The following is a 25,492-nucleotide window of genomic DNA, read 5'->3' as shown; positions in this document are numbered from 1 at the left end:
ATGCCGTGGTGGAGTTGGCTCCTGATCTGGACCGGCCTGGTGCTCGTCCTCCTCGGCATGCTGGCCTGGTTCGCCGTCATGCTCTTCCGGAAGCTGATGGCGCTCGCGGATGCAGTCGGCGCGCTCGGTGACCTCGTCGGGGAACTCGACACGGACCCGGCCGAGGAGACACGGCCGCCGCGGCGTCCTGCGATCTTCGCGGACGTGAACGAACTCGCCCTGACCGTCGACCTGCACCGCACCGCGCGTGAACGCTCCAGGCAGGAACGGCGCGATCGTCGGATCGCCAGAGGTAAGCTGTTGCAACACGGCCCGATCGTTAGACCAGACCCACCGATGAAGAGGACACGCCCTCATGCTTAACAACCTGACCGGATGGCACTTCCTGATCATCCTTGTCATCGTTCTGCTGCTCTTCGGTGCGCCCAAGCTTCCCGCACTCGCGCGCAGCCTCGGCCAGTCGATGAAGATCTTCAAGAGCGAGATCCGCAGCGATGAGCCCGCTGAGACGAAGAGCGCACCGGGGACGGACTCCGCCCCGGGAGTCGACGCGCCCGATCCGACGACAAAGCCGTAACCTCCGTGCCTGGGCGCACTCCTCGGCGCACGAACTCCGACGGGAAGATGTCCCTCGGACAGCATCTGCTCGAGCTGCGGAAACGCCTCTTCCTCGCGGCAGCCGGAATACTCGTCGGCGCCGTGATCGGCTATTTCCTGTCCGACTTCGTGTGGAACGCCCTCAGGGAGCCGATTTACACGATCGCGTCGGCACAGGGGCGCAGCGCGCAGCTGAACTACCCGGACATCACGAGCGCCTTTGACCTCAAGCTCAAGATCTCCGTCTACGTCGGAATCGTCATCTCGAGCCCGATGTGGCTGTACCAGGTCTTCGCGTTCCTGATGCCCGGCCTGACCCGCACGGAAAAGCGCTATACCTTCGGCTTCTTCTTCACCGCGGTGCCGCTGTTCCTGGCGGGCTGTGCCGCCGGCTTCTATGTCCTCCCGCACGTCGTTGAACTCATGACCGGCTTCGCACCGTCGCAGGACGCCGCGCTCATCACCGCTCAGAGCTATTTCGATTTCGTGCTGAAACTCGTCGTCGCGATCGGGATCGCATTTGTGCTGCCCGTCTTCATCGTGCTGCTGAACTTCGCCGGGGTGATCAGTGCGCAGTCGATCATCAAGTCCTGGCGGGTCGCCATCCTCGTGATCATCCTTTTCACCGCGATCGCGACCCCCGCCGCTGACGTCGTGTCGATGTTCCTCCTCGCCATCCCCATGGTGGTGCTGTACTTCGCCGCGTACGGGGTGGCCGTGCTGCACGACCGGCGTGCCGCCCGGCGCGCCCTCGCATTCGAACAGGAGCTGGCGCTCTAGGCGTCGACCATGACCTCTCTCCAGACCCCGGCCGAGCCGACGCCGGCCGAGCGCTTCGCAGCGGCCCGCGACCGGGCGAGCCGCCCCAGGCTCTCAGCTTTCCGAGCCGGCCTCCGGTTCGACCTCGACCCGTTCCAGATCGCCGCCTGCGCCTCCCTCGAGGACGGCAACAGCGTCCTCGTGGCGGCACCGACCGGAGCGGGCAAGACCCTGATCGCGGAGTTCGCGATCTACCTGGCGATGAAGCAGTCGACCAAAAAGGTCTTCTACACCGCCCCGATGAAGGCGCTCAGCAACCAGAAGTTCCAGGAGCTCGTCGCCGAGTACGGGGCGGACGAAGTCGGCCTCCTCACCGGCGACACCAACGTGAACCCGCAGGCCCGGATCGTCGTCATGACGACCGAGGTGCTGCGCAACATGCTCTACGCGGACTCTGACCTGCTCACCAACCTCGCCTTCGTGGTGCTCGACGAAGTGCACTTCCTCGCCGACCGGTTCCGCGGCGCCGTCTGGGAAGAGGTCATCATCCACCTGCCCCAGAACGTGCGGATGGTGTCGCTGAGTGCGACCGTGTCCAACGCGGAGGAGTTCGGCGACTGGCTGCAGGCCGTTCGCGGCGAGACCGACGTGATCGTCTCCGAGGAACGGCCGGTGCCGCTCGAGCAGCATGTGCTCGTCAAGAGCAAGATGCTCGACCTGTTCGACGCTGCGGGCGCCGCGGGAACGCACCGGGTGAACCCGGAACTGGTCCGTCTGGCCCAGGGCGCGGGCCGCGGGGTCTCCGTCCGCCAGGACGGCAGGCACGGGGGCAACCGCGGCCGCGCGCAGCCCCCGCGTTCGACCTTCGAACCGGGCAGGATGGACCGAGCCGAGATCGTCCGGCTCCTCGGCGGCAAGCATCTGCTCCCCGCCATCTTCTTCATCTTCAGCAGGGTCGGCTGCGACCAGGCGGTCAACCAGGTCCTGCGGGCAGGCGTCCGCCTGACCGATGCCGCGGAACGGGCCGAGATCCGTGCGATCGTCGACGAACGCTGCCGCACCCTGCTCGACGAGGACCTCGGCGTGCTCGGCTACTTCGAATGGCTCGACGGTCTCGAACGCGGCGTCGCCGCCCACCATGCCGGCATGCTCCCCGCCTTCAAGGAGGTCGTCGAGGAACTCTTCCAGAAGAAGCTCGTCAAAGCGGTCTTCGCGACGGAGACCCTCGCCCTCGGGATCAACATGCCCGCGCGAACCGTCGTCCTCGACAAGCTCGAGAAGTTCAACGGCGAGGCCCGGGTCCCGATCACGCCGGGGGAGTACACCCAGCTCACCGGCCGCGCCGGCCGCCGCGGCATCGACGTCGAAGGCCACTCGGTCATCCAGTGGGCCTCAGGACTCGACCCGCAGACCGTCGCATCGCTCGCCTCCCGGCGCACGTACCCGCTCAATTCGAGCTTCAAGCCGACCTACAACATGGCCGTGAACCTGATCGACCAGTTCGGCCGTGACCGCACACGCACGGTCCTGGAATCCTCATTCGCCCAGTTCCAGGCCGACAGGGCCGTCGTCGACATGGCCAGGGCCGTCCGCCAGCAGGAGGAATCCCTCACGGGCTTCGCCGCCTCGATGGTCTGCCACCTCGGAGACTTCACCGAGTACTCGGCGATCCGCCGCCGCCTCACCGAGGTCGAACGCGAGACGCTCACGGGGGAGACCGGCGCCCGCGCGGCGAAGGAACGCCGCCAGCGCGAGCTCGCGAGCCTCCGGAAGCGGCTGCGCGCGCATCCGTGCCACAACTGCCCCGAGCGCGAGTCGCACGCCCGCTGGGCGCAGCGGTGGTGGAAACTGCGTCGGGAAACGGATGCCCTCACCAAGCAGATCACGACCCGCACGGGAGCCGTCGCCCGCGTCTTCGACCGCGTCACCGAGGTCCTCCTCGGTTACGGCTACCTGCTCGAAGACCGGGACGGTGCGGTGACCCTGAGCGAGAGCGGCCTCATCCTCCGGCGGATCTATGCCGACAGGGACCTGCTCGTCGCCGAGTCCCTGCGCCGCGGCTTGTGGAACGACCTCGACCCGGCCGGACTCGCGGCGATGGCCTGCGCCCTCGTCTTCGAACCGAGACGCGAAGAGGGACTGATCGACGAGCGCTACCTGCCGCGGGGCCCGTTCCGCGCAGCCCTGCACGACACCCAGGAGCTCTGGAGCCGCCTCGACGACCTCGAACGGGACCACCAGCTGCCTGGCAGTAACCCGCTCGCGGTCGGGCTCAGCCTTGCCATGTGGAAATGGGCCCGTGAGGGCTCGCTCATCGACGTCCTCGACGAGGCCGAAATGGCCGCGGGGGACTTCGTGCGCTGGACCAAGCAGACCATCGACCTCCTTGATCAGCTGTCCGTCGTCGCCGATGCCCCGGTCGGCGCGACAGCCCGGATCGCGCTCGATGCCATTCGACGCGGCATCGTCGCATACTCGTCGTTCGCCTAGGCCGTGCAGATGAGTGTCGTGCAGGCGGGTGTCGTGCCGGTGAGTGTCGTGCCGGTGAGTGTCGCCCCGGTGAACCGTGTCGACGTACAGGTGAACCGCGTCGGGAGGTCCGCGGACCGCGGGGACTTCCGCCTGCCGCTCCCGGCCGCCCTGGTGCTGGCCGCGGGCGCGGGCGCCATCCTCGACGGCGGGTTCCCCGACCGCTCCTGGTGGATCCTCGCTCCGGTCGGCGTACTGCTGATGTTCCTCGCCCTGCTCGGCCGCCGGCCGGGACCGGCGCTTCTGGTCGGCATGGTCGCCGGACTGTCCTTCTGGCTGATCCACATCAGCTGGATCACCCTCTACCTCGGCCCGGTGCCCTGGCTCGCCCTCGGCGGACTCGAGGCGATCTTCTTCGGCGTCGGGCTGTGGCTCATCGCCGTGGTCCTCAACCGCGGACCGCTGGCCTGGCCGACCCGATGGGGACGCCTGGGCATGGTTCCGCTGGTCGTGGCCGGCCTCTGGACGGCGCGTGAGGCGATTTCCGCGGTCTGGCCGTACGGCGGCTTCGCCTGGGGCCGCGTGGCGATCTCGCAGTCGGAGAGTCCGTTTGCCGGCCTCGTCGCCTGGGTCGGGATGTCCGGGCTCAGCTTCCTGATGGTCTGGCTGAGTGCGCTCGCGCTGCAGCTGCTGCGTGAGGTCGGCTGGGGCGTGCTGGCCAGGTGGACCGTGCTCACGGCATCCGTCGCCCTGCTCCTCCTCGTGCCGGCGGTGTCCATCGCCCAGTCGGGGGAGGCCAGGATCGCCGCCGTCCAGGGCGCTTCCGATGCCGGGCTCTTTGCGCGGTATTCGCCGGGGCAGATCCTCGCCGACCACACCTCAGCCACCCTCCCGCTCGTCGGGCAGCCGGTCGACTTCGTCGTGTGGCCGGAGAACGGCAGTGACATCGACCCGACCCGGTCGCAGGACGCCGCCGACGTCCTCGACTACGTCAGCCGCGCGATGGTGGCCCCGCTCATCACGGGAACGATCACGTACCGGGACGGCAAGTACTACAACACGAGCCTGCTCTGGAAGGCGGGGGAGGGCGTCACAGCGCTCTACGACAAGGTCCACCCGGTACCGTTCGCAGAATACATGCCTGATCGGGCATTTTGGCGCCCCTTTGCCCCGGAGTTGATCGACCTGATCTCGCGGGACTACCAGCTCGGCACCCAGCCGAACGTCTTCGACGTCAACGGGATCCTGGCCGGCATCGCGATCTGCTTCGACATCGCAGACGACCAGCTGGTTCACCAGATGATCGACTCCGGGGCCACGGTCATCCTGGCGCAGACCAACAACGCCGACTTCGGGCACACGGACGAGAGCGTCCAGCAGCTCGCGATCGCCCGTCTGCGCGCAATCGAGGCCGGGCGGACCGTCGTCAATATTTCGACGGTCGGGTCGAGCGCCATCATCGCGCCCGACGGCCACACGATGGACAGCCTGCCGACGTGGGTGCCAGGGGCCATGGTGCAGACCGTTCCGCTCAGCACGACGCTGACCCCCGCGATGGTTGCCGGTCGGGGCATCGAGTGGCTTGTCTCCGGGCTCGGACTCGCGGGGCTCGTCTTCTGCCTGTTCTTCGCGCCGTCCGCCCGGAGCGATGCGCGCCGGCGTGCAGAGGTGGCATCGATCCGGCCGGTTAACGCAGAACGCACCCGACGGAATCGGGTGCGTGCGTAGTGTCTGCTCGGTGTCAGGCGCCGATCTTCTGCTGGCCGCGACGTGCGCGGAGGAACGCGAGGCGCTCCTGCAACAGTTCCTCGAGCTCGGGACGGGTGCGACGTTCCAGGAGCATGTCCCAGTGTGTGCGCGGTACCTTCTCGGCCGAGTGATCGACGATGACGGGCTTGGAATCGACGAGCCGGGTGGCCGTCTGGGAACAGAACCGGCATTCCCACTCGTCGGGGGCTTCCGCCTCCGCCGAAAAGATCATCACCGTCTCTCGTGAGCACGTTGCACACAGGTATGTGTGACTAACTCGTGGTGAAAAGGTTACGCCCTCTTCGCTTTGAAGGCTTTGTGCGCCCAACCTCATGCCACGCAAACTGCGATCCGCCATTGTGTGGTCTCCTCTCGCGATGCAACTCTCAGTTATAAACCGTCAAGCTGGGCGTTATCTTTCCGTTATGCCCCTACTCGGTGATAACTCTCAGTTTCGGAAGTGGGATTTATGGCATGCCGGGCGTGTCGCGGGCTGTTCCGCGGTCGGTTCCACGGTCGGATCTGCGGTCCACGAGCGCGGCGGCGAGGTCTGGTCGGTCGGTGACAAGGCCGTCGACACCGGTGTCCAGCAGTCGTTCCATGGCGGCGGGGTCGTTGACCGTCCAGACGTGAACCTCGACGCCCGCCGAGTGGATGGCCCTTACGAAGTGGGGTGTCACCACTCGCAGCACTGATGCCGTCTCCGGAACCTGGACCGCAACGCATCCGTTGAGAACGCGTCGCAGCAGCGCCCTGTTCCCGAGCCGCGCGGCGACAACGGACTGAGCCACAACCGGCGCGGACGCGCTCGACGCGACTCCGGGAAGGAGCCGGAGCGTCTTCCTGCGTCGTTCCTCGGAGAACGAGGTGACCAGGACCCGCCCGGTCGCTCCCGCCGCAAGAACGGCGGCCGCCGTCGCCGCAATGGCGCCCTCGGATTTCACGTCGAGGTTGAACAGCGCCTCCGGGAAGGCCTCGAGGGCTTCCGTCAGTGAGGAGAAGGACTGGCCGTAGCCGAGGTCGATCCGCTGCAGTTCGGCGATACGCAGCTCCTCGAGCGGGATGTCCAACTCGGGCAGTGCCAGACTCGCGTCATGACTGAGCACGGCGACCCCGTCACGGGAGGCGCGCACGTCGGTCTCCAGGTGGGTCGCGCCGTGCTCGAGCGCGTGCCGGAAGGCGAGGACCGTGTTCTCGGGGGCGTTCAGTGCGAGGCCGCGGTGCGCGAAAATGCGCGGGGGCGACCCGGCCAGGAATGAAGGGGGGCCGCCCGAGACCACGGGGCTACCCCTCTGCGGCGTGTGAGCCGGCCGGCGCGTCGGCGGGAATCTCCACGGACGGCCCGGCGGACGCGGCAGTCGGGGGAGCGGCGGCCGGGGAGGTGGAGGAACCGGCGACGGGCCGCTCTCCGAAAGCGCGGCCGATGCCCTTCATCGCCTCGGTGAGCTCGCTCGGCACGATCCACAGCTTGTTCGCACTGCCCTCTGCGAGCTTCGGCAGGGTCATCAGGTACTGGTAGGCGAGGAGTTTCGGGTCGGGGTCGCCTTCGTGGATCGCCCGGAACACGGTCGTGATGGCCTCGGCCTCACCCTGGGCCCGCAGCACAGCCGCCTTCGCGTCGCCCTCCGCGGAGAGGATGGCCGCCTGTCGGGCGCCCTCCGCCGTGAGGATGGCGGACTGCTTGGTGCCCTCTGCGGTCAGGATCAGCGCGCGACGGTCACGCTCGGCGCGCATCTGCTTCTCCATCGAGTCCTGGATGGAGTGCGGCGGATCGATGGCCTTGAGCTCGACTCTGCCGACCCGGATGCCCCACTTGCCCGTTGCTTCGTCGAGAACGATGCGGAGCTGGCCGTTGATGTTGTCACGGCTCGTAAGCGCTTCCTCGAGGTTCAGCCCGCCGACGACGTTACGGAGGGTCGTCGTCGTGAGCAGTTCGACCGCGCCCAGGTAGTTGGCGATCTCATAGGTCGCTGCCCGGGCATCCGTCACCTGGAAGTACACGACCGTGTCGATCGACACGACGAGGTTGTCCTCGGTGATCACCGGCTGGGGCGGGAAGGACACGACCTGCTCGCGCAGGTCGATGAGGGGACGCAGCCTGTCGACGAACGGGATCAGGATGTTGAGGCCGGGCATGAGCGTCTTGTGGTACCGGCCCAGCCTTTCCACGACCCCGGCCCTGGCCTGGGGAATGATGCGGATGGATTTCGCGAGGGTGACGATCACGAAGATGACCAGCGCCGCGACGAAGGCCACAACGATCACCTGCACGACGACCTGGGTCGGATCATTCATGAAATGTTCCTTTCTGCGGGGATGACCACTGCGGTCGCCCCGTCGATGGCGATGACGATGACGCGTTCGCCCGGCGTAAAAACGGCCGGCTCGACGAGGGGGGAGAAGCGCGCGGTCCAGGTCTCACCGTTCGCGAGGCGCACCTGGGCGAGGGCGCCGGTCGAGCTCACGATGTGACCGTCCTGGCCGAGGAGGGCGTCGACGTTGCTGAGGGTCGGGTCGCCACCTCGTTTGAGCACCCGGAGCAGGGGCGGGCGGATGCCGAGCAGCAGCACCATGGACAGGAGCGCCGCGATCACGAGCTGGCCCCACCACGGCACACCGAACAGGCCGGAAATCAGGCCGCCGAGGCTGCCAAGGGAGATCATCAGGAACGTGAGGTCAAGAGTGACCATCTCGATCGTGATGAAGATCAATATGAGCACCAGCCAGACAACCCACGCGTAATTCGCAGCGAATACGTCCATAGTGACCCTCCCCATTGTGTTCCCCTTCTCAAACTAGCAGGTGTGCCGACAAGGGCGGGGTCGGGGTTCTTGGTAAGGTCTTCTGCTAGACCCAGTTCGTTATTTGAGGAGTTCGTGTGACCAACCCACTTGCCGCAGGTTCACTGAACGGACAGCGTGTCCTCGTCACCGGCTCTTCCCGGGGCGTGGGAGCCGCGACCGTCGGAATCTTCGCGGAGGCCGGAGCGAGCGTCGTCATCAACTTCCGCAACAAGGAGGCGCGGGCGATCAAAGTCGCCGACGCCATCCGCGCGGCCGGCGGAACGGCCATCACCGCGGGCGCCGACCTCACCGATGAGGCCTCGGTCGCAGCCATGATCGAAACGATCCGCGCGGAATACGGCGGACTCGACATCCTCGTGATGAATGCCTCAGGCGGCATGGAAACCGGGATGGCCCCCGACTACGCGATGAAGCTCAACCGGGATGCCCAGCTCAACCTGCTCGCGGCCGCTCGCCCCCTGCTGGGCGCCGGCGCCAGGGTCGTGTTCGTCACGAGCCACCAGGCGCACTTCTTCGAGACAGCCCCGACCATGCCGGAGTACGTACCGGTCGCGCGGAGCAAGCGTGCGGGTGAGGACGCGCTGCGCGCGCTCATCCCCGAACTCGACTCCGAAGGCATCGGTTTCGTCGTGGTCTCCGGAGACATTATCGAGGGCACCGTCACCGCGACGCTCCTCGAGCGTTCGAGCCCCGGAACGATGAGCGCCCGCAAGGTCGCCGCAGGTCGCCTGTACAACGTGAGCGAATTCGCCGCAGAGGTGGCCCTGGCCGCCGTCGAGCCGGTTCCCGCGGGCAACACCCGGTACGTCGGCGACACCACCGACATGGTCACCGACTAGCGAGGTCAGTCTGTGACGCTGGTGCGCGCGCCGCGTCCGAGCGTGAACGACACAACCAGCTGGACCAGGCCGGACACGATCAGGAACACCCCGCCGACGATGACGAGCACGCCGAGCGAGTTCACGGGGGAGAGCAGCACCACGATTCCGGCCACGATGCTGATCACAGCGAAGAGGATGCCGAACCACCTGCTCGAGTCCGAGGCCGTTTCGACGAGCGCCGCAACACCCTCGATCAGCCACGAGATCCCGATGACCATGCCGAGCACGGCGATCGTCCCGATCGGATTGCGGATCGCGATGACACCGGCGACGAGCAGCAGCACACCGAGCAGGATGTTCAGCACCCGGACGCCTGCGCCGCCGCCGGCCATGACGATGCCGCGCACGATCCGGACGATTCCGCCGATCAGGAAGTAGAGGCCGAAGAGGACGGCCACGATGGTGAGCGTCGCTCCCGGCCAGACCAGGATCATCACGCCGAGCACGATGGCGACGACCCCGCCGACGGCCATGGCGGTTCGCATCGTGGTCAGTTCGGGCTTGCTCAGGCGGCTCGTGTCCACCGTGAGATCGAATTCGGTGACGGGATGAGACATGACTGCGCTCCTCGGACTCGAAATACCACTGGGGACGCCTGGGCGTCTGGTTCGGTCACCCAGACTGTAGCGAGGAGGGCCCCTGGCGCGCAATGGTCGCCGGGGGAGTTCACCCCGCTCGCGCATTGCGCGATGCTGGTTGAATGGAGCCATGATGAGTCTTCCTCCGCACGCCGCCGACATCCACGATCTGATTCGGGTTCAGGGCGCGAGGGAGAACAACCTCAAGAACGTCACCATCGACATCCCGAAACGTCGCCTGACGGTGTTCACCGGCGTCTCCGGTTCGGGAAAGAGTTCCCTCGTGTTCAGTACGATCGCCGCAGAGTCCCAGCGGATGATCAACGAGACGTACAGCGCCTTCCTGCAGGGCTTCATGCCGACCCTCGCGCGGCCGGATGTGGACGTGCTCGAGGGGCTCACGACCGCGATCATCGTCGACCAGGAGCGCATGGGCGCCAATTCCCGGTCAACGGTCGGAACCGCGACCGACGCGAACGCGCTGCTGCGCATCCTCTTCAGCCGGCTGGGGCAGCCGCATATCGGCTCGCCGCAGGCGTACTCCTTCAACGTCGCCTCGATCAGCGGAGCGGGAGCGGTCACGCTCGAACGGGCGGGCAAGACCGTGAAGGAACGACGCAGTTTCACGATCACCGGCGGCATGTGCCCCCGGTGCGAGGGCATGGGCACGGTCAACGACATCGACCTCACCCAGCTCTATGATTCCGCCAAATCGCTCAACGAGGGTGCGCTCACGATTCCCGGCTACACCCCGGACGGCTGGGGCGTGCGGATCTTCACGGGGTCGGGCTTCCTCGACGCGGACAAGCCGATCCGCGACTACAGCGCGCAGGAGCTCGAGGACTTCCTGTACCGGGAACCGACCAAGGTGAAGGTGGGGGACATCAACATGACCTACGAGGGTCTGGTCCCCAAGGTCCAGAAGGCCTTCCTCTCCAAAGACCGCGAGGCGATGCAGCCGCACATCCGCGTGTTCGTGGACCGCGCGGTCACGTTCACGACCTGCCCGGAGTGCCGGGGGACCCGCCTCAGTGCGGCCGCGCGGTCCTCGAAGGTCGCAGGCATCAGTATCGCGGATGCCTGCTCCCTGCAGATCAGCGACCTGGCCGGGTGGGTTCGCGCTCTCGACGAACCCTCCGTGTTGCCGCTCCTGACCGCGCTGCGCCAGCTCCTCGATTCCTTCGTCGAGATCGGACTGGGCTATCTCTCCCTTGACCGGCCGGCCGGCACCCTCTCCGGCGGTGAAGCCCAGCGCACCAAGATGATCCGGCACCTGGGATCCTCGCTGACCGACGTGACCTACGTCTTCGACGAACCCACCATCGGGCTGCACCCCCATGACATCGAACGGATGAACACGTTGCTGCTGCAGCTGCGGGACAAGGGAAACACGGTGCTCGTCGTCGAGCACAAGCCGGAGACGATCGTGATCGCCGACCACGTCGTCGACCTCGGCCCTGGCGCGGGAACGGCCGGCGGCACGGTCTGCTTCGAGGGCACCGTCGAGGAACTCCGATCCAGCGGCACCCTGACCGGTCGTCATTTCGACGACCGCTCCGCCCTCAAGGACACCGTGCGCACGCCCAGGGGGGCGCTCGAGATCCGCGGCGCAACGAGGAACAACCTGCAGGGCGTCGACGTCGACATCCCGCTCGGCGTGCTCGTCGTGCTGACCGGGGTGGCCGGGTCGGGAAAGAGTTCGCTCGTGCACGGTTCCATCCCGGCAGGCGCGGATGTGGTGTCGATCGACCAGGGTGGCATCCGGGGTTCCCGACGCAGCAACCCGGCGACGTACACCGGAATGCTCGAGCCGATCCGCAAGGCCTTCGCCAAAGCCAACGGGGTCAAGCCTGCGCTGTTCAGTTCCAACTCCGAGGGCGCCTGCGCCAATTGCAACGGGGCAGGCGTCATCTACACCGACCTCGGCGTGATGGCCACCGTCGCGACGACCTGCGAGGTCTGCGAGGGCAAGCGGTTCGAGGCATCCGTGCTCGACTACCACCTCGGCGGGCGCGACATCAGCGAGGTCCTTGCCATGTCGGTCACCGAGGCCGAAAGTTTCTTCGGTTCGGGGGAGGCGCGCACGCCCGCCGCTCACGCGATCCTCGTCCGGCTGGCCGATGTCGGACTCGGCTATCTCGGCCTGGGACAGCCGCTGACGACCCTGTCCGGGGGCGAACGGCAGCGGCTCAAGCTCGCGAGCCAGATGGCAGAGAAAGGCGACATCTACGTCCTGGACGAACCGACCACCGGCCTCCACCTCGCCGACGTCGAGCAGCTTCTCGGCCTGCTCGACAGGCTGGTCGACTCCGGCAAGTCCGTGATCGTCGTCGAACACCACCAGGCGGTCATGGCACACGCCGACTGGATCATCGACCTCGGCCCCGGTGCGGGCCACGACGGCGGACGGATCGTCTTCGAAGGAACGCCCGCCGATCTCGTCGCCGCCCGGTCGACCCTCACCGGCCAGTTCCTCGCTGCGTACGTCGGCGCCTGACCGGGCCGCACGGCTCCGGGGGCCGTCTAGCAGAATCCGACGAAACAACGACGACGAAACAACGGCGACACGGCTCAGATTACAGGAACCCGGTAATGACCGATAATGCACATTATGTCAGTTTACAGGGCGAATGGGTCGGCTGATGCGATCCGGCCCGTTCAGGCCGGAGGCTCCCAGAGCTCGATCGGAAGCCCCTCGGGATCGTGGATGCGGGCGAAGTGGCCGTAGTCGGTCGTATCCCACTCTGGGCGACGCTCGACGTGGACTCCCGCCGCCGTGAGCCGTGCGGTGAGCGCGTCGAGGTCCGTCACACGGAGGTTGAGCATGAACGATTGCTTTTCTGAGAAATAGTCGCTTTCGGAGGGGAACGGCGCGAACACGGTCGGGCCTGCCTGCTGCTGCCAGACGCCGGCCTGGCCCGCTTCGATACCGAGGTGCTCCCGGTACCAGGCCGCCCGGGTGTCCGGATCATTGCTGCGGAAGAAGAGCCCGCCGATACCCGTCACTGCCATGGTCGGCTCCCCTACCCGGTTCCACGGATGAGCTGGGTCAGGAGTGTCGCAGCAACCTCGTTGCCCTCGTCGGCGAGACGGCTGAGTTCGTCGATGTCCTCCCGCGCCGCGGCGAACTGGGCCAGCTTGTCTGCCGCCAGTTCGTTTCCCGCGCCGACCAGACGGCGCAACTCGTCGATGTCGCCGCGCTCCCCCGCGAGCTGCGCGAGCTTCTCGCCGGCGAGTTCGTTGCCGGAATCTACCAGCTCGCGCAGTTCGGCCAGGTCGCCGCGAGTCGCCGCGAGTTCGGCGAGCCGGTTCGCGGCCTCTTCGTTGCCCTCCGCGGCCAGGCGGCGGAGGGTGGCCAGATCCATTGCGCTCATGCTGCCACGGTAGCGCGCGAGGCACACGGTTTCCAGAGGTCCGACGTGCCCGGACGTTGCTTCCCGACCGGCGTCAGCCATACAGGGCGTCGAGCCAGGTCTTCCAGTCCTCGGGAAGTCCCGCGCTCCCGATGTCGCCGAACCGGTGCACGGTCAGCCCGACGACAGCACCGAAGGCGTTCCGACCGAAGAATCGGTAGAGAGCGTCGGCCGTGCGGAGGCCGATGAAGTGCTCTGCGTTCCAGTCGACGCTTGTCGTTCCCGCCGGGACTCCGGGCAGGGCGACGGTGACGGTCTCCCCCACGGCCGACGTGGGAGTCAAACCCAGTGCGCTCCGGAGCGTCTCGAATCCCTCGGGACCGCAAGAGGCCTCCGGTCCCTGGACATCGGCGTAGACGGCACTGCGGCCGGCGAAGTGCTCGAGGTACTCGGACAGGGTGTGCAGGTAGAACACGGTGTGCTTGCTCGCGCTGTCGTACTGGTTGTCCCAGTCGTCCTGGATGACGCCGCTGTGCACCCAGCGGAGGAACGAATGCCCACCCGGACGCGGTTCGATGACCTGTTCGAGCTGGTTGAACCAGCCGTCGGGTCCCTCCATCCGATTCACGTGATGGGTCGGGCGCTCCGAGACCAGGTCAACCCCGGGCATGTCGTCCGTCGGGAACAGCCACGCCGCCGTGTTCTGGGTGATGGCGTCCCACATCTGCTCAGGATCGCCGGGGAACTCCCCCTCGACGACGATCTCGAAGTCCTTGCTCATGTCAGTTCTCCTTGCCTGCTGGGTTACCGGGTTCTTCCGGAGGTCGGGTGATGCTCGGGTGCAGCGCGAGGACGAGCCGGTGGGCGCGACCGCCCGGGGACTGCGGCGCGTCGTAGCGCGTGACGAGGGTGGCGACCGTGAGAGCGAGTTCCGCGCTGAAATCGGCACGATCGGCCGCCGAAGCGAAGCGCAGCTCGCTGTCGATTGTGAATGTGGCAAGCGGGCGGTGTGCGCGCCCCGCGCGGTCGAGCAGGATTCCGACCTCCTGGACGAGCCGGGCGGCAACCGCGAGCATCCAGCGCGCCGAGAATTCATTCACGCCACGCCGCGGATCGGGAGCCACTCCCCCGAGCGCCGTTGGCGAGATCACGAATGACTGTGCCGTCGCCCGCATCACCCGCTCGGTCATGTTCCCCTTGCGACGCTCGGCGACGAGTTCGATGAGACCGTGGCGTTCCAGTTCGCGCAAGTGATAGTTGACCTTCTGGCGCGGCAGGCCGAGCCTGGCCGCCAGGGTCGTGGCCGAACCCGGTTCGCCGAGCTCGGCGAGCAGCCGGCTCCGTGTGGGCTCGAGCGACGCTGCCGCCGCTCCGGCGGTGTCGATGACGGCGACTTCGAGCATGCAACCAGCCTTCCACCGACAATATTTTTTGTCAAGAAGGTGAAAGGCTGTCTGGAGCAGGCGTCATCTGTTGTCCCCCGAATTAGGAGATTCGGCATCGGGCAGTAAGTTTGCAGACGGAGGAAAGGATTTCGATGAGCAGAATCGTGGTCACCAACAGCGTGACCCTCGATGGCGTGATGCAGGCGCCCGGCCGGGCGAACGAGGATCGCCGGGACGGCTTCGACCTCGGCGGCTGGGCCCAGCCCTATGCCGACTCGGTGATGGGCAGCGTCATGGCCGCGGGAATCGGCGATGCCGGCGCCCTGCTCTTCGGACGCAAGACGTACGCGGATTTCGCTTCGATCTGGCCGGCGATGACCCTGGAGAACCCGTATACCGAGGTGATCAACAACATCCCGAAGTACGTGACGTCGATGACCCTCCCCGGCCCCCTGGCCTGGAACAACTCGATCCTCCTGAGCGGTGAGGCGACGACGACCGTCGCGGAACTGCGCCAGCAGCCCGGCAAGGACATCGTGATCCTCGGCAGCGGCGAGCTCGTGCGTGCACTGATGCGCTGGGGCCTGATCGACCAGTACACGCTCCTGATCCACCCCCTGGTGCTCGGCACCGGTCGACGCCTCTTCCCGGACGGTGGCCCCTCGGCATCCCTCGACCTCGTCGACAGCACGACGACGAGCACGGGTGTCATCATCGCGACCTATCGCCCAGCGGCCCCCGTCGCACCGGCGCCGCCGGTCCCCCTGCCCGGGCTCGCCTGAATCAGAGGTCCAGTTCGGATCGGCCGAATTTCTCACGCAGGAAACGACTCTGGTCTTCGAGCGCCGCGAGGTCTTTCGCGTAGAGTGCGGTGCGGATGCGATCGCTCTCCGTCTCGAGGATGTCCAACTGCTCGATCAGTTCGTCCTCAGCCGTCTTCTTCCCTTCGACCCGGCTTGCGATCGCAAAGCTCCGCGGCAGGTTCAGGAACCGCTGAATCGACGTGGGCAGGTAGTCGAGGATCATCTGCTCGACCGTGTGAGCCTGATCGGCCGCTTCGGTCAGGTCCGTCCAGCGGGCGATGACCTGATCGAGGGCATCCAGGATTCGGGCGAGCCTCGAGGTCGCTTCGTCCGGCAGGCGGCGGTTCTCCGCCGTCATCGATCTCCTCAGCACGGCCAGCTGGGCAGCAAGGTCCGCGGCTGACGCCACTCCCCCCTCTCCATGCAGTGGTCCCGGCCGCAGGTCCACCCTGTCGCGCGGTGCGACGAGCGCGCCGACCGCGTACATCGCGACGACGACAACGGGCCACAGCGGACCGAGGCCGACGGCGACGTGCGCGCCGAGGGTCGCGATGCCGACTACCGAGCCCACGATGTTCTTCGTGGAGGCGAGCCACCGCGACACGCTACTGGTACCCACGAATGTCCTGGAACGCGCTCGACAGGTCGCCGTTCAGCGCGTCGAAGGCCTGCCCGCCCGTGAGCTTCGCCACGCTCGTGAGCTCATCGACGTTGCCATTGCCGAAGAGAACGACGTAGGTCGCGATGGACCGGGTATCCGCACCCTGGGTCGCGTAGTAGTCCGAGAAGTCCTTCGCCGTTGCACCGTCGGTGTTCTCACCATCGGTCATGAGCACGATCGAGACGAAGGTATCCGGCCGCTCGGCCTTCTGCTGCCGCGCGAGGGCATACGCCCGTTCCAGCGAGTCATAGATCGCCGTGCCGCCGTCTGCGGAGAGTCCATCCGCGACATCGCGAATCCGTTGCAGGGCCTCGGTCTTGTCCGCCGCAGGCACGTCGACGATCGTCGGGGTATCCGGGGCGGTGCTGAACGGGATCAGGGTCACGCGCTCACGGTTGCGGAACGCGGCAAAACCGCCCGTCGTCGAGGAATCTGCCCCGGCGAGGTTCTTGAGCGCCTGTTGGAGCGCGGTGAGCCGCTCCCCCGCCATCGACCCGGAGGTATCGAGCACGAAGAGCGTCTGCGCGGGAGCCCGCACCGTGTCGAGGTAGGTCGCGATCAGGGTGTTGGCGACGTCCAGCGTGTTCGGGAACGGCGTCTCGAAGAGGATGCCGGCCGGGAAGGCCGACCCGGTGTCGATCCCGGGAACGCCTGGCCGACGGTGGGTCTCCGACACGATTCGCTTCTGTACGGCGTCAGTGGTGAGCCAGGCCGTCAGGGTGTCGAAGAGTGGACGCTTGCCCGTGTCGGCCGAGGCCAGCAGGGTGAGCGGATAGTCGCTCGTGACGACTCCGTCGGTCGGCCGGACGATCGTGAGCGGTGCACCCTTGCCGGCGAGACCGAGGAGTACGGACTCGTAGTTGATGACGCCGTCGACGAGGGTGGGGTCTGCGACGAATTTGTCAGCAAGGAAGCCGGAGGACCCGGCGGTCAGTTTCTGCCCGGAGAAGAACCGGGTCAGCTCAGGACCGACCGCAGTGACGTCCGCATCGGTGAGCGCGGTTCCCGTTCCGGACAGTGCCGTCGCGACCGCCACGAGGGCGCTGAACCCGGAGTTCGAGGCCGCGGGATTGGTCATGCCGTATGTGAATTCACCGTCGGCAGCGGCGGTGGCGAGGTCCGCCCAGGTCGGCGGGGCGGAGTCCCAGCCGAGCCGCGCCGCCACTGCGGGCCGAAGCCCGAGGACGACCGGGGAGCTCATGATCTTGACGCTCGAGGAGACGGCCTTGGCCGCCCCGGGAAGCAGCGACAGGTAGCGGTTGTTCGGGAACCACGTCGCGTCGTAGCGACCGGCGGCACGACCGGATGCGACGAGTTCCGTGCCGGCGAGGGTGCCGGTGTAGTCGAAGACCACCCGGATTCCCTTGTCTGCGGCCGCGGACTCCAGGATCGGAGCCATATCCTTGACCTCGCTGCCCGCAAGGACCCGAAGAGTCGTGGCGTCGTTGGGCAGGCCGTCCTGCTCGTTCGGCTGCGCAACGGTGCAGCCCGCCAGCAGCAGCGCCGCGACCGCGACCACGCCGAAGCTCCTCAGGAGGCGAAGCATGCTCAGTGGGCTTCCGGCCGGGCTCGCTCGAGGTATGCGGTTGCCTCGGCCAGGCGGGTCTGAAGGGTGTCGACCGTCTGGGCCATCGTCGCGACCGCCTTGAGCTTGTAGCTGTCCAGGGCGTCCATGGTCTCGTAGATGTTCTGGAAGGCCGTTTCCAACGATTCGAGGCTGATGGTCGCGGATGCCGACTGCTCGCTGATGGCGACAGACTGGGTCTTGAGCATCTGCGAGGTCGAGACGATCAGGTTCGAGGTCGTCGTGTTGAGGGCGGTGATCTGGTCGAGGACGAGCTTCTGGTTGGCCAGTGCCTGTGCCACGATCACGGCCGTGCGCAGGGCGGATATGGTCGTCGTCGTTGCCCGTTCGACGCCCTTGATGAGTTCGACGTTGTTCTTCCGCACGACGTCGAGGGCGAGGTAGCCCTGGGCGCTCACGGCGAGCTGGGTGAGCAGGTCCTGGTGCTTCTGTCGGATCGTGAAGAGGAGATCGCTCGTGAGCGCGTCGGCCCTGGCCGGGTCGGTCGTCCTGACCGTGTCGATCTGTTCCACCAGTTGGGTGTCGAGGGCGCTCGTGAGGAGGGCGTACTCCTGCAGGCGATTCATCGTCTCCCAGAGCCGCACCTTTTCCCCCTCGACCGCCGCATTGTCCTTGAGAAGGGCGTCCTGGCCGTTCTGAAGCGAGTGGATGATCTTGTTGAGCTGGCTCTGTGCGGAGGCGTACCGGGCGAAATAGCTGCGGAGCTTGTCCCGGAACGGGATCAGGTTCAGGAGGAACTGGGCGACCCCGCCGTCGGCCCTGGACGGGTCAAGGTCTTCGATCGTTCCGCGCAGTTCGACGAGTGTGCTGGCGACGCGCCGTTGCGCGTCGGCCTCGTCGCCTTTTCCGCGCGCGGCGGCAAGCGCTGCGACCGGGCGCTGGAGCATCCGGTTGCTGACCTCGGACGCGGCCCGGATCTCGTCCCGGCCCATCTGGGCCACGTCCGAGATCTTCTTCTGGAATTCCGGGGCCGAGGGATCGCGGTCGATGAGGTCGGCGACGAAGGCCCTGGCGCGTCCGGCGAGTTCCTCAGTGCGGGCGTCGTCGATCGGCATCATCGCGCTGGCCTGGGTGCCACCGATGTCCGGGACAGCGTTCGGCGGCACGAGCACAAGTCCGGTGTCGACGCGCGGTGCTGTCGTCGCAGCGGCGGCCGGCCTCTCGCCCGGTGTGGGAGTGCTCAGATCGAGGGATGAGTCTGCCATGGTGCTCCTTGGTCTCCGGGTGATCGTTCGGCGGGTGTTCGTCTGGTCATTTGTCGACGTTGGCGTCTGGTGAGGCAAGAGGGGTGTCGTACCGCCCGCTGATGGTCGTGATCATCGCCTCGAGCGTCTCGTAGCTCGGCGGTTCGATGACGTTGACGGGGCTTGCGGGCGCCGCGAGGCCGTTGCCGGCGAGGGCTGCCGTGAACACGGCCGGGTCGGCGGGCCGGAACCCGTACTGCGCCGCGAGCCGGGCGAGGCGGGGGTCGGACTGGAGGAGTTCGCCGACCTGGGTTCCCTGCTCGGACAGCGGGACCACCGTGTGTTTGGAGAGCACGGTCGGGTCCGGATACATCAGGACCATGTCAGGGGTGATGGCGCTGCGGCCGGTGACGCTCATCTGCCGGCCGAGGAACTGTGCCTCGTAGACCATCACGAGCGGTTTCGAGCCGATTCCCTGGGAGAGGTAGTCCTCGAATGGTGCCTCGGAGGAGGAGGCCGAAAAGCCCTGCTCGAGGAAGAGCGCGGCCATCGGGTCGATGACGGCGGCCTCCGCGTCGGCGGAGCTGATGACGCTGTTCCCGTTGGCGACGTAGGACGCGATCGCAAGGTACATGGCCGCTGAGTTCGACTGGCGGATGTCCGTGCTGGAGATCAGGATCGAACGGGAGCTGTTGTAGCTCGCCGCCGCACCGGGGAGCTGATTCCAGCGGGTTCCCGCGGCGACGGCCTTGAGGTATTCCGCGACGTTCAGGTGCCAGGTGCCCGCGGCGTCCTGGTTCGCGATCCCCGCGGACTGCAGGAGGGCCACGATCGGCGTGAAGGTCGCGATCGCGAGCGGCGAGTAGAACGGGGAGAACACGCTGCGCGCCCCGGCTTCGCGCCGGATCTTCTCGGCGGCGGGCGCGGAGGACGGGAACACGAAATCGACGCCGGTGAGGTCGACGGATGTGGCGATCTGGCGTGATCCCGCCGTCACGACCTCGACGTCGAGGCCCTTCTCGGCGAAGACCGCCCGGACGGCCGGGTCGTCGAAGAACGGCTTCTTCTCCGAGCCGATGACCCCGTGGACGACAGCGAGGTCCGTGGTCACCGGAGCCGTCCCTGTCGGTGCTCCGAACAGGCGACCGCCGACCACGACGATGACCACGCCGACGACGAGCACGCCCGCGAGGACGAGCCCGATCACACGCTTGGCTGTGGCGCTCATTCGATGGATACCGTCTGGATTAGGTGGGACGACGTTGTGCAGGAGATCTGCACTGCAGACAATAGGGCATCCGGGGAAATTCTTGGTGAACTCGTACGCTGACCAGCCGTTGCAGGTGCGGAGCAGGAGAATTCAGCCGTGAACGGGAGGGTCCTCCGCAGGGTGCTGGTGGGTGACCATGCCGAACTCGTTCACCGGTTCGAATGCGTCCCTGTCCCAGGCGCCCGGATGGGGCACCGGACAGTTCAGGATCGTGTCGTGCACGCCGTGCACGATCGTGTGTTCACTCATGGCATGGCCGCACACGGGGCACGGCACTGTGGTGTCCTGGATCATGCGGCCAGCATAGAACCAATCGGGTCGGTATGAGCCGAAATTTCCCGGCGCGATCTTCCGCCATGCCGCTGGCTCCCCCGGGACTCTCAGGCCTCGCCGAACCCCGATTCGAGGAGTGTGGCAAGGGCGTCGACCGCCGCGGCCGCGCCGGCACCGCTTGCCGAGAGTTCAACCCGTGCGCCCCGGGTCAACCCGAGGCCCATGATGGCCAGCAGGCTCGCGGCATCGCGGCCATTGACCGTGACCGGAACGCCGAGCGCCGCGGCGAGGGTCACGAACTCCGCGGCGGGGCGGGCGTGCAGGCCGTCAGCGTTGATCAGGGTCACCGTCCTCATCACCGTCGTGTCGGCCCCCGACTGACCGGACCCGGCATCTGCGGCCGGGACCGGCGCCTGGGCCGAGGGCGCACCCGAGTACGCTGCCCCAGCCGACCGGGCCGCAGACTCCACGGCAGGCAGGTCGCCACCGATCTGTGCGGCGACGGCGGCGGCGACGGCGCCCTCGACAAGGGGTGCGTCGACGATGACGACCCGGGATCGAGTGTCGTCATCGAGGAAATCGAGCGCTGATTCCGCCGTCAGGATTGCGGAGCCGAGGTCGCAAAGCACGACAACTCCCCTGCCTGCTTCTGCGGCCTCGATGCCCGCCGCCACCTTGGCGAAGCTCGTTCCGATCCGGTCGTCGTCGGTGCCGCCCGCCGGCAGCATCCGCACGGTCGGAGCCATCTGGCGGGCGAGATCGACGAGGCCCCTCGCGATCAGCGAGCTGTGCGACACAAAGACAAGGCCGACGAGTACGGCGGGGACGGCGGGTTCTGAATCACTCATCCGCAACCTGCTCGGCGGTGTCGGCGGCAGCACGCAGAAGCAGGGCACTGGACTGGGCACCCGGATCGCGATGCCCGATGGCGCGTTCGCCGAGGTAACTCGCGCGTCCCTTGTGCGCGATGAGCGGCTCCGTCGCAACCGCGCCGGCCTCCGCAGCATCCGCGGCCTCGACGAGGATGGCGACGGGCGTCGCTCCGGCGCGTTCCGCGGCCGCTGCAGCGTTCACAGCGGGCGTCCAGGCGTCGACCATGGTCTTGTCGCCGCTCTCCGCCTTGCCCCTGAGCACGATTCCGTCGCGTGCCGCCGTCAGGAGTGCGACGACCGCGGCACCGTCCAGGTCCGGCTTCCCCGCCACGGCGACGGCCGCCTTCAGGAAAGCCGTTCCGTAGAGCGGCCCCGCGGCGCCGCCCACCGTGGAAATGAGTGTCGTCGCGACGAGTTTGAAGACATCGCCGGGAACGGCGTCTGCCGGGAGCGTGTCGAGTTTCCCCAGCACCGCCTGGAAACCACGGTCCATGTTCTCGCCGTGGTCGCCGTCGCCGATGTCCCTGTCGAGGGTGATCAGCTCCACACGATGGTCAGCGATAACGTCCACACACTGCCGGATCCAGGCTTCAGCCCAGGTGACACTCAGATTCATCGAATCTCCTTCTACCGTCCCCACCGTAGCGCCGCAGTCTGCACCGGCGCATCCCAGAGCGCGGTGAGCTCGTCATCGAGCTTGAGAACCGTGATGGACATGCCCTGCATTTCGAGGGAGGTGGTGAAATTCCCGACCAGCGTCCGCGTGACAGTGATCCCCTTGGCAGCAAGGACCTCGGCGGCCCTCCGGAAGACGATATAGAGCTCGATCTGGGGAGTGCCGCCCATGCCGTTGACGAGGAGGAGCACCGAATCCCCGCTCACGAACGGGATGTCCTCCAGAATCGGTCCGAGGAGACGGTCGACGATGGCGTCTGCGGGTTCGAGCTTGATCCGCTCCCGGCCCGGCTCGCCGTGGATGCCGATGCCGATTTCGATCTCGTCCTCTGCGAGGGTGAAGCTCGGTTCTCCCGCGTGCGGGACGATACACGGCGTCAGCGCCACACCCATCGTGCGCACCTGCCCGATCACCTTCTCCGCGACGGCGGCAACGGAGGCGAGGTCATCGCCGCGTTCGGCCGCAGCTCCGGCGATCTTCTCGACGAGGACCGTTCCGGCGACTCCGCGACGTCCGGCGGTGTACAGCGAATCCTTCACGGCGACGTCGTCATTGACGATGACCGTGCGGACCTCGATCCCATCCGCGAGGGCCAGGTCGGCAGCCGTCTCGAAATTGAGGACGTCGCCGGTGTAGTTCTTCACGATGTGCAGCACCCCTGCGCCGCCGTTGACCGCCTGCGTCGCCGCGAGGATGGGATCGGGGGTCGGCGAGGTGAAGACCGCGCCTGGCACGGCGGCGTCGAGCATGCCGACGCCGACGAATCCGCCGTGCAACGGCTCATGGCCGCTTCCGCCTCCGCTGACCAGGCCGACCTTGCCCGACACCGGGGCATCGGCGCGGACGATGAAAGTAGGGTCGCTGGATACGCGCACGATGTCGCCGTGCGCGGCTGCAAAGCCGGCCACGGCCTCATCGACAACGTTCTTGGGATCATTGACGAGCTTTTTCATGACTCTTCCTTCGGGTCGGATGGTGACGATCGGTCGGCGTCGCATCGTGCGATTCGATACGGAGCTGTCCTTAACCTACGCGCAGGTAGCCGGGGAAGTAAGGGACGAACCACGCCTCGACCTGCCCATTTCGCTCGGGATACCAGCGCGCTATGGTGTTGCCAGTCGCTCACCGCGGCCAGACTGTTCAGCGCTCGAGCCCTACCTAGGAAGGTCAACGTGGACAATATTGGAGTCGTATTTTTGTCGGAGGTCGTGGGCACCGCGATGCTCGTCCTCCTCGGTACCGGTGTCGTAGCCAACGTCGCCCTGGCCAAGAACAAAGGTCTCGGCGGCGGCTTCCTGATGGTCACCATCGGGTGGGGTTTCGCCGTCTTCTCCGGCGTCATCGTGGCGTACAACTCAGGTGCGCACCTGAACCCCGCCGTCACCCTCGGCCTCGTCGCATCGGGCGCGACCGAGTTCGGCTCCGGGGTCCCGGTGAACTTCCTGTCGGTGCTCGTCTACATCGCGGCTCAGTTCCTCGGCGCCATCATCGGGGCCGTGTTCTGCTGGCTCGCCTACAAGCAGCACTTCGACCAGGAACCGAACCCGGCGAACAAGCTCGGCGTCTTCTCGACCGGTCCGGCCATCCGCTCCTACGGCTGGAACCTCGTCACCGAGATCATCGGCACCTTCGTTCTGGTCTTCGTCGTGATCGCCTTCGGCGGCGGTCGCCAGGGCACGTCCGGCGGCCTCGCGGCCCTGGGCGCCCTGCCGGTGGCCCTGCTCGTCATCGTGATCGGCACCTCGCTCGGTGGCCCGACCGGGTATGCGATCAACCCGGCCCGTGACCTCGGACCGCGCATCGCGCACTTCATCCTGCCGATCAAGGGCAAGGGCTCGTCCGACTGGGCGTACTCCTGGGTGCCGGTCGTCGGCCCCGTCATCGGCGGCGTCCTCGCCGGATGGGCCTCGTACGCTCTCCTGCCCATTCTCACCTAGTGCGCCTGCCGACCGGCCGGTTCCCCAACCAGGACCGACCGGTCGGCTTCTGCATGTCCATCAGTAGTCAGTACGTCTCAGCACAACGTGTCAGAACAATACAAGGAGGTATTCCATGGCCCAATACGTCATCGCCATCGACCAGGGCACCACGAGTTCGCGGGCGATCATCTTCGACAAGGCCGGTTCGATCGTCTCGACCGGACAACTCGAGCACGAGCAGATCTTCCCCCAGGCCGGCTGGGTCGAGCACGACCCGATGGAGATCTGGAACAACACCCGTGAGGTCATCGGGCAGGCCCTGTCCAAGGCGAACCTGACCCGGCACGACATCGCCGCCGTCGGCATCACCAACCAGCGCGAGACCGCCGTGGTCTGGGACCGCACCACCGGGCTCCCCGTCTACAACGCGATCGTCTGGCAGGACACCCGCACCCAGCCCATCGTCGACCGCCTCGCCGCCGACGGGGGCGTGGAGCGCTTCAAGAAGCAGGTCGGCCTGCCGCTCGCCACGTACTTCTCGGGCACGAAGATCGTCTGGATCCTCGAGAACGTCGAAGGCGCCAGGGCCAAGGCGGATGCCGGCGAGCTGATGTTCGGCACGACGGACTCCTGGGTGCTCTGGAACCTCACCGGCGGCCTCGAGGGCGGCGTGCACGCGACCGACGTCACCAACGCGAGCCGCACGATGTTCATGGACCTCGAGACCCTGCAGTGGGACGACGACATCCTCGCCGCCTTCGACGTGCCCCGGTCGATGCTGCCCGAGATCCGCTCCTCCTCCGAAGTCTACGGAACGGTCAACGAACACAGCCTGCTTCGCGAGGTGCCGATCGCGGGCATCCTCGGCGACCAGCAGGCCGCGACGTTCGGCCAGGCCGCGTTCGACCAGGGCGAGGCCAAGAACACCTACGGCACCGGTAACTTCCTGATCTTCAACACCGGCACCGAGATCGTGCACTCGAAGAACGGGCTGCTCACGACCCTGGGCTACAAGCTCGGCGACGCCGAACCGCACTACGCGCTCGAGGGCTCGATCGCCGTCACAGGCGCGCTCGTGCAGTGGCTGCGCGACAACCTCGGCATGATCAGTTCCTCCGAAGAGGTCGAGACGCTCGCGAAGTCCGTCGACGACAACGGCGGCGCCTACTTCGTGCCGGCGTTCTCCGGGCTGTTCGCGCCGTACTGGCGTTCGGACGCCCGGGGCGCCCTCGTCGGGCTGACCCGGTTCGTGAACAAGGGTCACATCGCAAGGGCGGCCCTCGAGGCGACCGCGTTCCAGACCCGGGAGGTGATCGACGCCGTCAACGCCGACTCCGGGGTCCCGCTCACCGAGATCAAGGTCGACGGCGGCATGATCGCCAACAACACGCTCATGCAGTTCCAGGCCGACATCCTCGGCGTGCCCGTCGTCCGGCCCGTCGTCGCGGAGACCACGGCGCTCGGTGCCGCATACGCGGCCGGCCTCGCGGTCGGCTTCTGGAGCGACCTCGACGAGCTCCGCGCCAACTGGCAGGAGGACAGCCGCTGGACGCCGCAGATGACGGTCGCCGAGCGCGACCGGCAGCTGCGCAACTGGAAGAAGGCCGTCACGAAGACCTTCGGCTGGGTCGACGAGGACGTGCTCTAAGCCGCACAACTCGCTGCCGCACAACC

The 25,492-nt window shown here is 67.0% G+C and carries 27 protein-coding genes; 10 read left to right on the top strand and 17 right to left on the bottom strand.

Annotated features, from left to right (window positions below; all coding sequences use genetic code 11):
- The 5 genes from E3O46_RS03365 to lnt are packed head-to-tail and all read left to right on the top strand — an operon-like array spanning nt 1 to nt 5,553.
- A complete protein-coding gene (locus tag E3O46_RS03365; RefSeq protein WP_134446565.1) occupies nt 1-363 on the top strand; it encodes a hypothetical protein in 363 nt (120 codons plus the stop codon).
- Nucleotides 356-577, top strand: a complete 222-nt coding sequence (tatA, locus tag E3O46_RS03360; RefSeq protein ID WP_134561105.1) for a twin-arginine translocase TatA/TatE family subunit — start codon at nt 356-358, stop codon at nt 575-577. Before E3O46_RS03365 ends, tatA begins: the two co-directional genes overlap by 8 nt.
- A 47-nt stretch (nt 578-624) precedes the next feature.
- Nucleotides 625-1,377, top strand: coding sequence for a twin-arginine translocase subunit TatC (tatC, locus tag E3O46_RS03355; RefSeq protein WP_134446563.1), 753 nt, complete (start codon nt 625-627; stop codon nt 1,375-1,377).
- A 9-nt stretch (nt 1,378-1,386) separates the two neighbouring features.
- Nucleotides 1,387-3,846, top strand: a complete 2,460-nt coding sequence (locus tag E3O46_RS03350) for a DEAD/DEAH box helicase (protein WP_134561104.1) — start codon at nt 1,387-1,389, stop codon at nt 3,844-3,846.
- A gap of 9 nt (nt 3,847-3,855) precedes the next feature.
- Entirely contained in the window at nt 3,856-5,553 is a 1,698-nt protein-coding gene (gene lnt / locus E3O46_RS03345; protein ID WP_134561103.1) for an apolipoprotein N-acyltransferase, read from the top strand.
- A 13-nt stretch (nt 5,554-5,566) separates the two neighbouring features.
- Here lnt and E3O46_RS03340 read toward each other — a convergent pair whose 3' ends face one another.
- From E3O46_RS03340 to E3O46_RS03325, 4 genes are all read right to left on the bottom strand, one after another.
- Nucleotides 5,567-5,932: an RNA polymerase-binding protein RbpA gene (locus tag E3O46_RS03340; protein WP_134446560.1), complete on the bottom strand. Its 366-nt coding sequence runs from the start codon at nt 5,930-5,932 to the stop codon at nt 5,567-5,569.
- A 109-nt stretch (nt 5,933-6,041) separates the two neighbouring features.
- On the bottom strand, nt 6,042-6,854 hold the full coding sequence (locus E3O46_RS03335; protein WP_134561102.1) for a glycerophosphodiester phosphodiesterase family protein: 813 nt from the start codon (nt 6,852-6,854) through the stop codon (nt 6,042-6,044).
- 4 nt (nt 6,855-6,858) lie between these two features.
- The gene (locus E3O46_RS03330) at nt 6,859-7,869 is read right to left on the bottom strand and encodes an SPFH domain-containing protein (RefSeq protein WP_134561101.1); all 1,011 of its coding nucleotides are present in this window, start codon (nt 7,867-7,869) and stop codon (nt 6,859-6,861) included.
- Nucleotides 7,866-8,336 (bottom strand): NfeD family protein, encoded by a 471-nt coding sequence (locus tag E3O46_RS03325; RefSeq protein WP_134558398.1) that lies wholly within the window; start codon nt 8,334-8,336, stop codon nt 7,866-7,868. Before E3O46_RS03325 ends, E3O46_RS03330 begins: the two co-directional genes overlap by 4 nt.
- Nucleotides 8,337-8,452: 116 nt before the next feature.
- Here E3O46_RS03325 and E3O46_RS03320 point away from each other — a divergent pair, with 116 nt between their 5' ends.
- Nucleotides 8,453-9,217 (top strand): SDR family oxidoreductase, encoded by a 765-nt coding sequence (locus tag E3O46_RS03320; protein ID WP_134446556.1) that lies wholly within the window; start codon nt 8,453-8,455, stop codon nt 9,215-9,217.
- Nucleotides 9,218-9,222: 5 nt separating this feature from the next.
- Here E3O46_RS03320 and E3O46_RS03315 read toward each other — a convergent pair whose 3' ends face one another.
- On the bottom strand, nt 9,223-9,816 hold the full coding sequence (locus tag E3O46_RS03315; RefSeq protein ID WP_166787271.1) for an HdeD family acid-resistance protein: 594 nt from the start codon (nt 9,814-9,816) through the stop codon (nt 9,223-9,225).
- Between the two features lie 151 nt (nt 9,817-9,967).
- Between E3O46_RS03315 and E3O46_RS03310 the strand changes: the two genes are divergently transcribed.
- Entirely contained in the window at nt 9,968-12,334 is a 2,367-nt protein-coding gene (locus E3O46_RS03310; RefSeq protein WP_134446554.1) for an ATP-binding cassette domain-containing protein, read from the top strand.
- Nucleotides 12,335-12,495: 161 nt separating this feature from the next.
- On the opposite strand, the gene E3O46_RS03305 is transcribed toward E3O46_RS03310, so the two are convergent.
- The 4 genes from E3O46_RS03305 to E3O46_RS03290 all read right to left on the bottom strand — a co-directional run bounded on the left by E3O46_RS03305 (nt 12,496) and on the right by E3O46_RS03290 (nt 14,593).
- A complete protein-coding gene (locus E3O46_RS03305) occupies nt 12,496-12,849 on the bottom strand; it encodes a VOC family protein (RefSeq protein WP_134561100.1) in 354 nt (117 codons plus the stop codon).
- A gap of 11 nt (nt 12,850-12,860) precedes the next feature.
- A complete protein-coding gene (locus E3O46_RS03300) occupies nt 12,861-13,211 on the bottom strand; it encodes a hypothetical protein (RefSeq protein WP_198413353.1) in 351 nt (116 codons plus the stop codon).
- A gap of 73 nt (nt 13,212-13,284) precedes the next feature.
- Nucleotides 13,285-13,971 (bottom strand): SRPBCC family protein, encoded by a 687-nt coding sequence (locus E3O46_RS03295; protein WP_134561099.1) that lies wholly within the window; start codon nt 13,969-13,971, stop codon nt 13,285-13,287.
- A 1-nt stretch (nt 13,972) separates the two neighbouring features.
- Nucleotides 13,973-14,593, bottom strand: a complete 621-nt coding sequence (locus tag E3O46_RS03290) for an ArsR/SmtB family transcription factor (protein WP_134446551.1) — start codon at nt 14,591-14,593, stop codon at nt 13,973-13,975.
- A gap of 134 nt (nt 14,594-14,727) precedes the next feature.
- Between E3O46_RS03290 and E3O46_RS03285 the strand changes: the two genes are divergently transcribed.
- A complete protein-coding gene (locus tag E3O46_RS03285; RefSeq protein WP_134446550.1) occupies nt 14,728-15,357 on the top strand; it encodes a dihydrofolate reductase family protein in 630 nt (209 codons plus the stop codon).
- A 1-nt stretch (nt 15,358) separates the two neighbouring features.
- Here E3O46_RS03285 and E3O46_RS03280 read toward each other — a convergent pair whose 3' ends face one another.
- The 8 genes from E3O46_RS03280 to dhaK all read right to left on the bottom strand — a co-directional run bounded on the left by E3O46_RS03280 (nt 15,359) and on the right by dhaK (nt 22,852).
- On the bottom strand, nt 15,359-15,997 hold the full coding sequence (locus E3O46_RS03280) for a hypothetical protein (RefSeq protein ID WP_134446549.1): 639 nt from the start codon (nt 15,995-15,997) through the stop codon (nt 15,359-15,361).
- Nucleotides 15,984-17,585 (bottom strand): VWA domain-containing protein, encoded by a 1,602-nt coding sequence (locus E3O46_RS03275; RefSeq protein ID WP_134561098.1) that lies wholly within the window; start codon nt 17,583-17,585, stop codon nt 15,984-15,986. Before E3O46_RS03275 ends, E3O46_RS03280 begins: the two co-directional genes overlap by 14 nt.
- A gap of 2 nt (nt 17,586-17,587) precedes the next feature.
- Entirely contained in the window at nt 17,588-18,829 is a 1,242-nt protein-coding gene (locus tag E3O46_RS03270; RefSeq protein WP_134446547.1) for a toxic anion resistance protein, read from the bottom strand.
- A 46-nt stretch (nt 18,830-18,875) separates the two neighbouring features.
- A complete protein-coding gene (locus E3O46_RS03265; protein WP_134561097.1) occupies nt 18,876-20,036 on the bottom strand; it encodes a hypothetical protein in 1,161 nt (386 codons plus the stop codon).
- Between the two features lie 132 nt (nt 20,037-20,168).
- Nucleotides 20,169-20,372 (bottom strand): hypothetical protein, encoded by a 204-nt coding sequence (locus E3O46_RS03260; protein ID WP_134446545.1) that lies wholly within the window; start codon nt 20,370-20,372, stop codon nt 20,169-20,171.
- 86 nt (nt 20,373-20,458) lie between these two features.
- Nucleotides 20,459-21,199 (bottom strand): dihydroxyacetone kinase phosphoryl donor subunit DhaM, encoded by a 741-nt coding sequence (gene dhaM, locus E3O46_RS03255; RefSeq protein ID WP_134561096.1) that lies wholly within the window; start codon nt 21,197-21,199, stop codon nt 20,459-20,461.
- Nucleotides 21,192-21,839 carry a dihydroxyacetone kinase subunit DhaL gene (dhaL, locus tag E3O46_RS03250; protein ID WP_134561095.1) on the bottom strand — a complete coding sequence of 216 codons (648 nt, stop codon included), beginning with the start codon at nt 21,837-21,839 and terminating at the stop codon, nt 21,192-21,194. Before dhaL ends, dhaM begins: the two co-directional genes overlap by 8 nt.
- 11 nt (nt 21,840-21,850) lie before the next feature.
- A complete protein-coding gene (gene dhaK / locus E3O46_RS03245) occupies nt 21,851-22,852 on the bottom strand; it encodes a dihydroxyacetone kinase subunit DhaK (protein ID WP_134561094.1) in 1,002 nt (333 codons plus the stop codon).
- A gap of 267 nt (nt 22,853-23,119) precedes the next feature.
- Between dhaK and E3O46_RS03240 the strand changes: the two genes are divergently transcribed.
- Together E3O46_RS03240 and glpK are read left to right on the top strand one after the other, a co-directional pair.
- Nucleotides 23,120-23,836, top strand: coding sequence for an MIP/aquaporin family protein (locus tag E3O46_RS03240; RefSeq protein ID WP_241975266.1), 717 nt, complete (start codon nt 23,120-23,122; stop codon nt 23,834-23,836).
- Between the two features lie 115 nt (nt 23,837-23,951).
- On the top strand, nt 23,952-25,466 hold the full coding sequence (gene glpK, locus E3O46_RS03235) for a glycerol kinase GlpK (RefSeq protein ID WP_134561093.1): 1,515 nt from the start codon (nt 23,952-23,954) through the stop codon (nt 25,464-25,466).
- Nucleotides 25,467-25,492 lie beyond the last annotated feature (26 nt).

This window comes from Cryobacterium glucosi, from assembly GCF_004402235.1.
Taxonomy (GTDB): domain Bacteria; phylum Actinomycetota; class Actinomycetes; order Actinomycetales; family Microbacteriaceae; genus Cryobacterium; species Cryobacterium glucosi.
Note: the sequence above shows the minus strand (reverse complement) of the source record. Positions and strands in the feature narration are given on the sequence as shown.

What these genes read in the sequence shown, in the direction of transcription:
- E3O46_RS03300 (WP_198413353.1), bottom strand. Translation starts at nt 13,211, where the DNA reads ATGAGCGCAATGGATCTGGCCACCCTCCGCCGCCTGGCCGCGGAGGGC.
- E3O46_RS03330 (WP_134561101.1), bottom strand. Translation starts at nt 7,869, where the DNA reads ATGAATGATCCGACCCAGGTCGTCGTGCAGGTGATCGTTGTGGCCTTC.
- E3O46_RS03325 (WP_134558398.1), bottom strand. Translation starts at nt 8,336, where the DNA reads ATGGACGTATTCGCTGCGAATTACGCGTGGGTTGTCTGGCTGGTGCTC.
- E3O46_RS03290 (WP_134446551.1), bottom strand. Translation starts at nt 14,593, where the DNA reads ATGCTCGAAGTCGCCGTCATCGACACCGCCGGAGCGGCGGCAGCGTCG.
- lnt (WP_134561103.1), top strand. Translation starts at nt 3,856, where the DNA reads ATGAGTGTCGTGCAGGCGGGTGTCGTGCCGGTGAGTGTCGTGCCGGTG.
- tatA (WP_134561105.1), top strand. Translation starts at nt 356, where the DNA reads ATGCTTAACAACCTGACCGGATGGCACTTCCTGATCATCCTTGTCATC.
- E3O46_RS03240 (WP_241975266.1), top strand. Translation starts at nt 23,120, where the DNA reads ATGCTCGTCCTCCTCGGTACCGGTGTCGTAGCCAACGTCGCCCTGGCC.
- E3O46_RS03350 (WP_134561104.1), top strand. Translation starts at nt 1,387, where the DNA reads ATGACCTCTCTCCAGACCCCGGCCGAGCCGACGCCGGCCGAGCGCTTC.
- dhaL (WP_134561095.1), bottom strand. Translation starts at nt 21,839, where the DNA reads ATGAATCTGAGTGTCACCTGGGCTGAAGCCTGGATCCGGCAGTGTGTG.
- E3O46_RS03310 (WP_134446554.1), top strand. Translation starts at nt 9,968, where the DNA reads ATGATGAGTCTTCCTCCGCACGCCGCCGACATCCACGATCTGATTCGG.
- E3O46_RS03270 (WP_134446547.1), bottom strand. Translation starts at nt 18,829, where the DNA reads ATGGCAGACTCATCCCTCGATCTGAGCACTCCCACACCGGGCGAGAGG.
- E3O46_RS03315 (WP_166787271.1), bottom strand. Translation starts at nt 9,816, where the DNA reads ATGTCTCATCCCGTCACCGAATTCGATCTCACGGTGGACACGAGCCGC.
- E3O46_RS03365 (WP_134446565.1), top strand. Translation starts at nt 1, where the DNA reads ATGCCGTGGTGGAGTTGGCTCCTGATCTGGACCGGCCTGGTGCTCGTC.
- E3O46_RS03285 (WP_134446550.1), top strand. Translation starts at nt 14,728, where the DNA reads ATGAGCAGAATCGTGGTCACCAACAGCGTGACCCTCGATGGCGTGATG.
- E3O46_RS03295 (WP_134561099.1), bottom strand. Translation starts at nt 13,971, where the DNA reads ATGAGCAAGGACTTCGAGATCGTCGTCGAGGGGGAGTTCCCCGGCGAT.
- dhaK (WP_134561094.1), bottom strand. Translation starts at nt 22,852, where the DNA reads ATGAAAAAGCTCGTCAATGATCCCAAGAACGTTGTCGATGAGGCCGTG.
- E3O46_RS03265 (WP_134561097.1), bottom strand. Translation starts at nt 20,036, where the DNA reads ATGAGCGCCACAGCCAAGCGTGTGATCGGGCTCGTCCTCGCGGGCGTG.
- E3O46_RS03305 (WP_134561100.1), bottom strand. Translation starts at nt 12,849, where the DNA reads ATGGCAGTGACGGGTATCGGCGGGCTCTTCTTCCGCAGCAATGATCCG.
- E3O46_RS03340 (WP_134446560.1), bottom strand. Translation starts at nt 5,932, where the DNA reads ATGGCGGATCGCAGTTTGCGTGGCATGAGGTTGGGCGCACAAAGCCTT.
- glpK (WP_134561093.1), top strand. Translation starts at nt 23,952, where the DNA reads ATGGCCCAATACGTCATCGCCATCGACCAGGGCACCACGAGTTCGCGG.
- dhaM (WP_134561096.1), bottom strand. Translation starts at nt 21,199, where the DNA reads ATGAGTGATTCAGAACCCGCCGTCCCCGCCGTACTCGTCGGCCTTGTC.
- E3O46_RS03275 (WP_134561098.1), bottom strand. Translation starts at nt 17,585, where the DNA reads ATGCTTCGCCTCCTGAGGAGCTTCGGCGTGGTCGCGGTCGCGGCGCTG.
- E3O46_RS03260 (WP_134446545.1), bottom strand. Translation starts at nt 20,372, where the DNA reads ATGATCCAGGACACCACAGTGCCGTGCCCCGTGTGCGGCCATGCCATG.
- tatC (WP_134446563.1), top strand. Translation starts at nt 625, where the DNA reads ATGTCCCTCGGACAGCATCTGCTCGAGCTGCGGAAACGCCTCTTCCTC.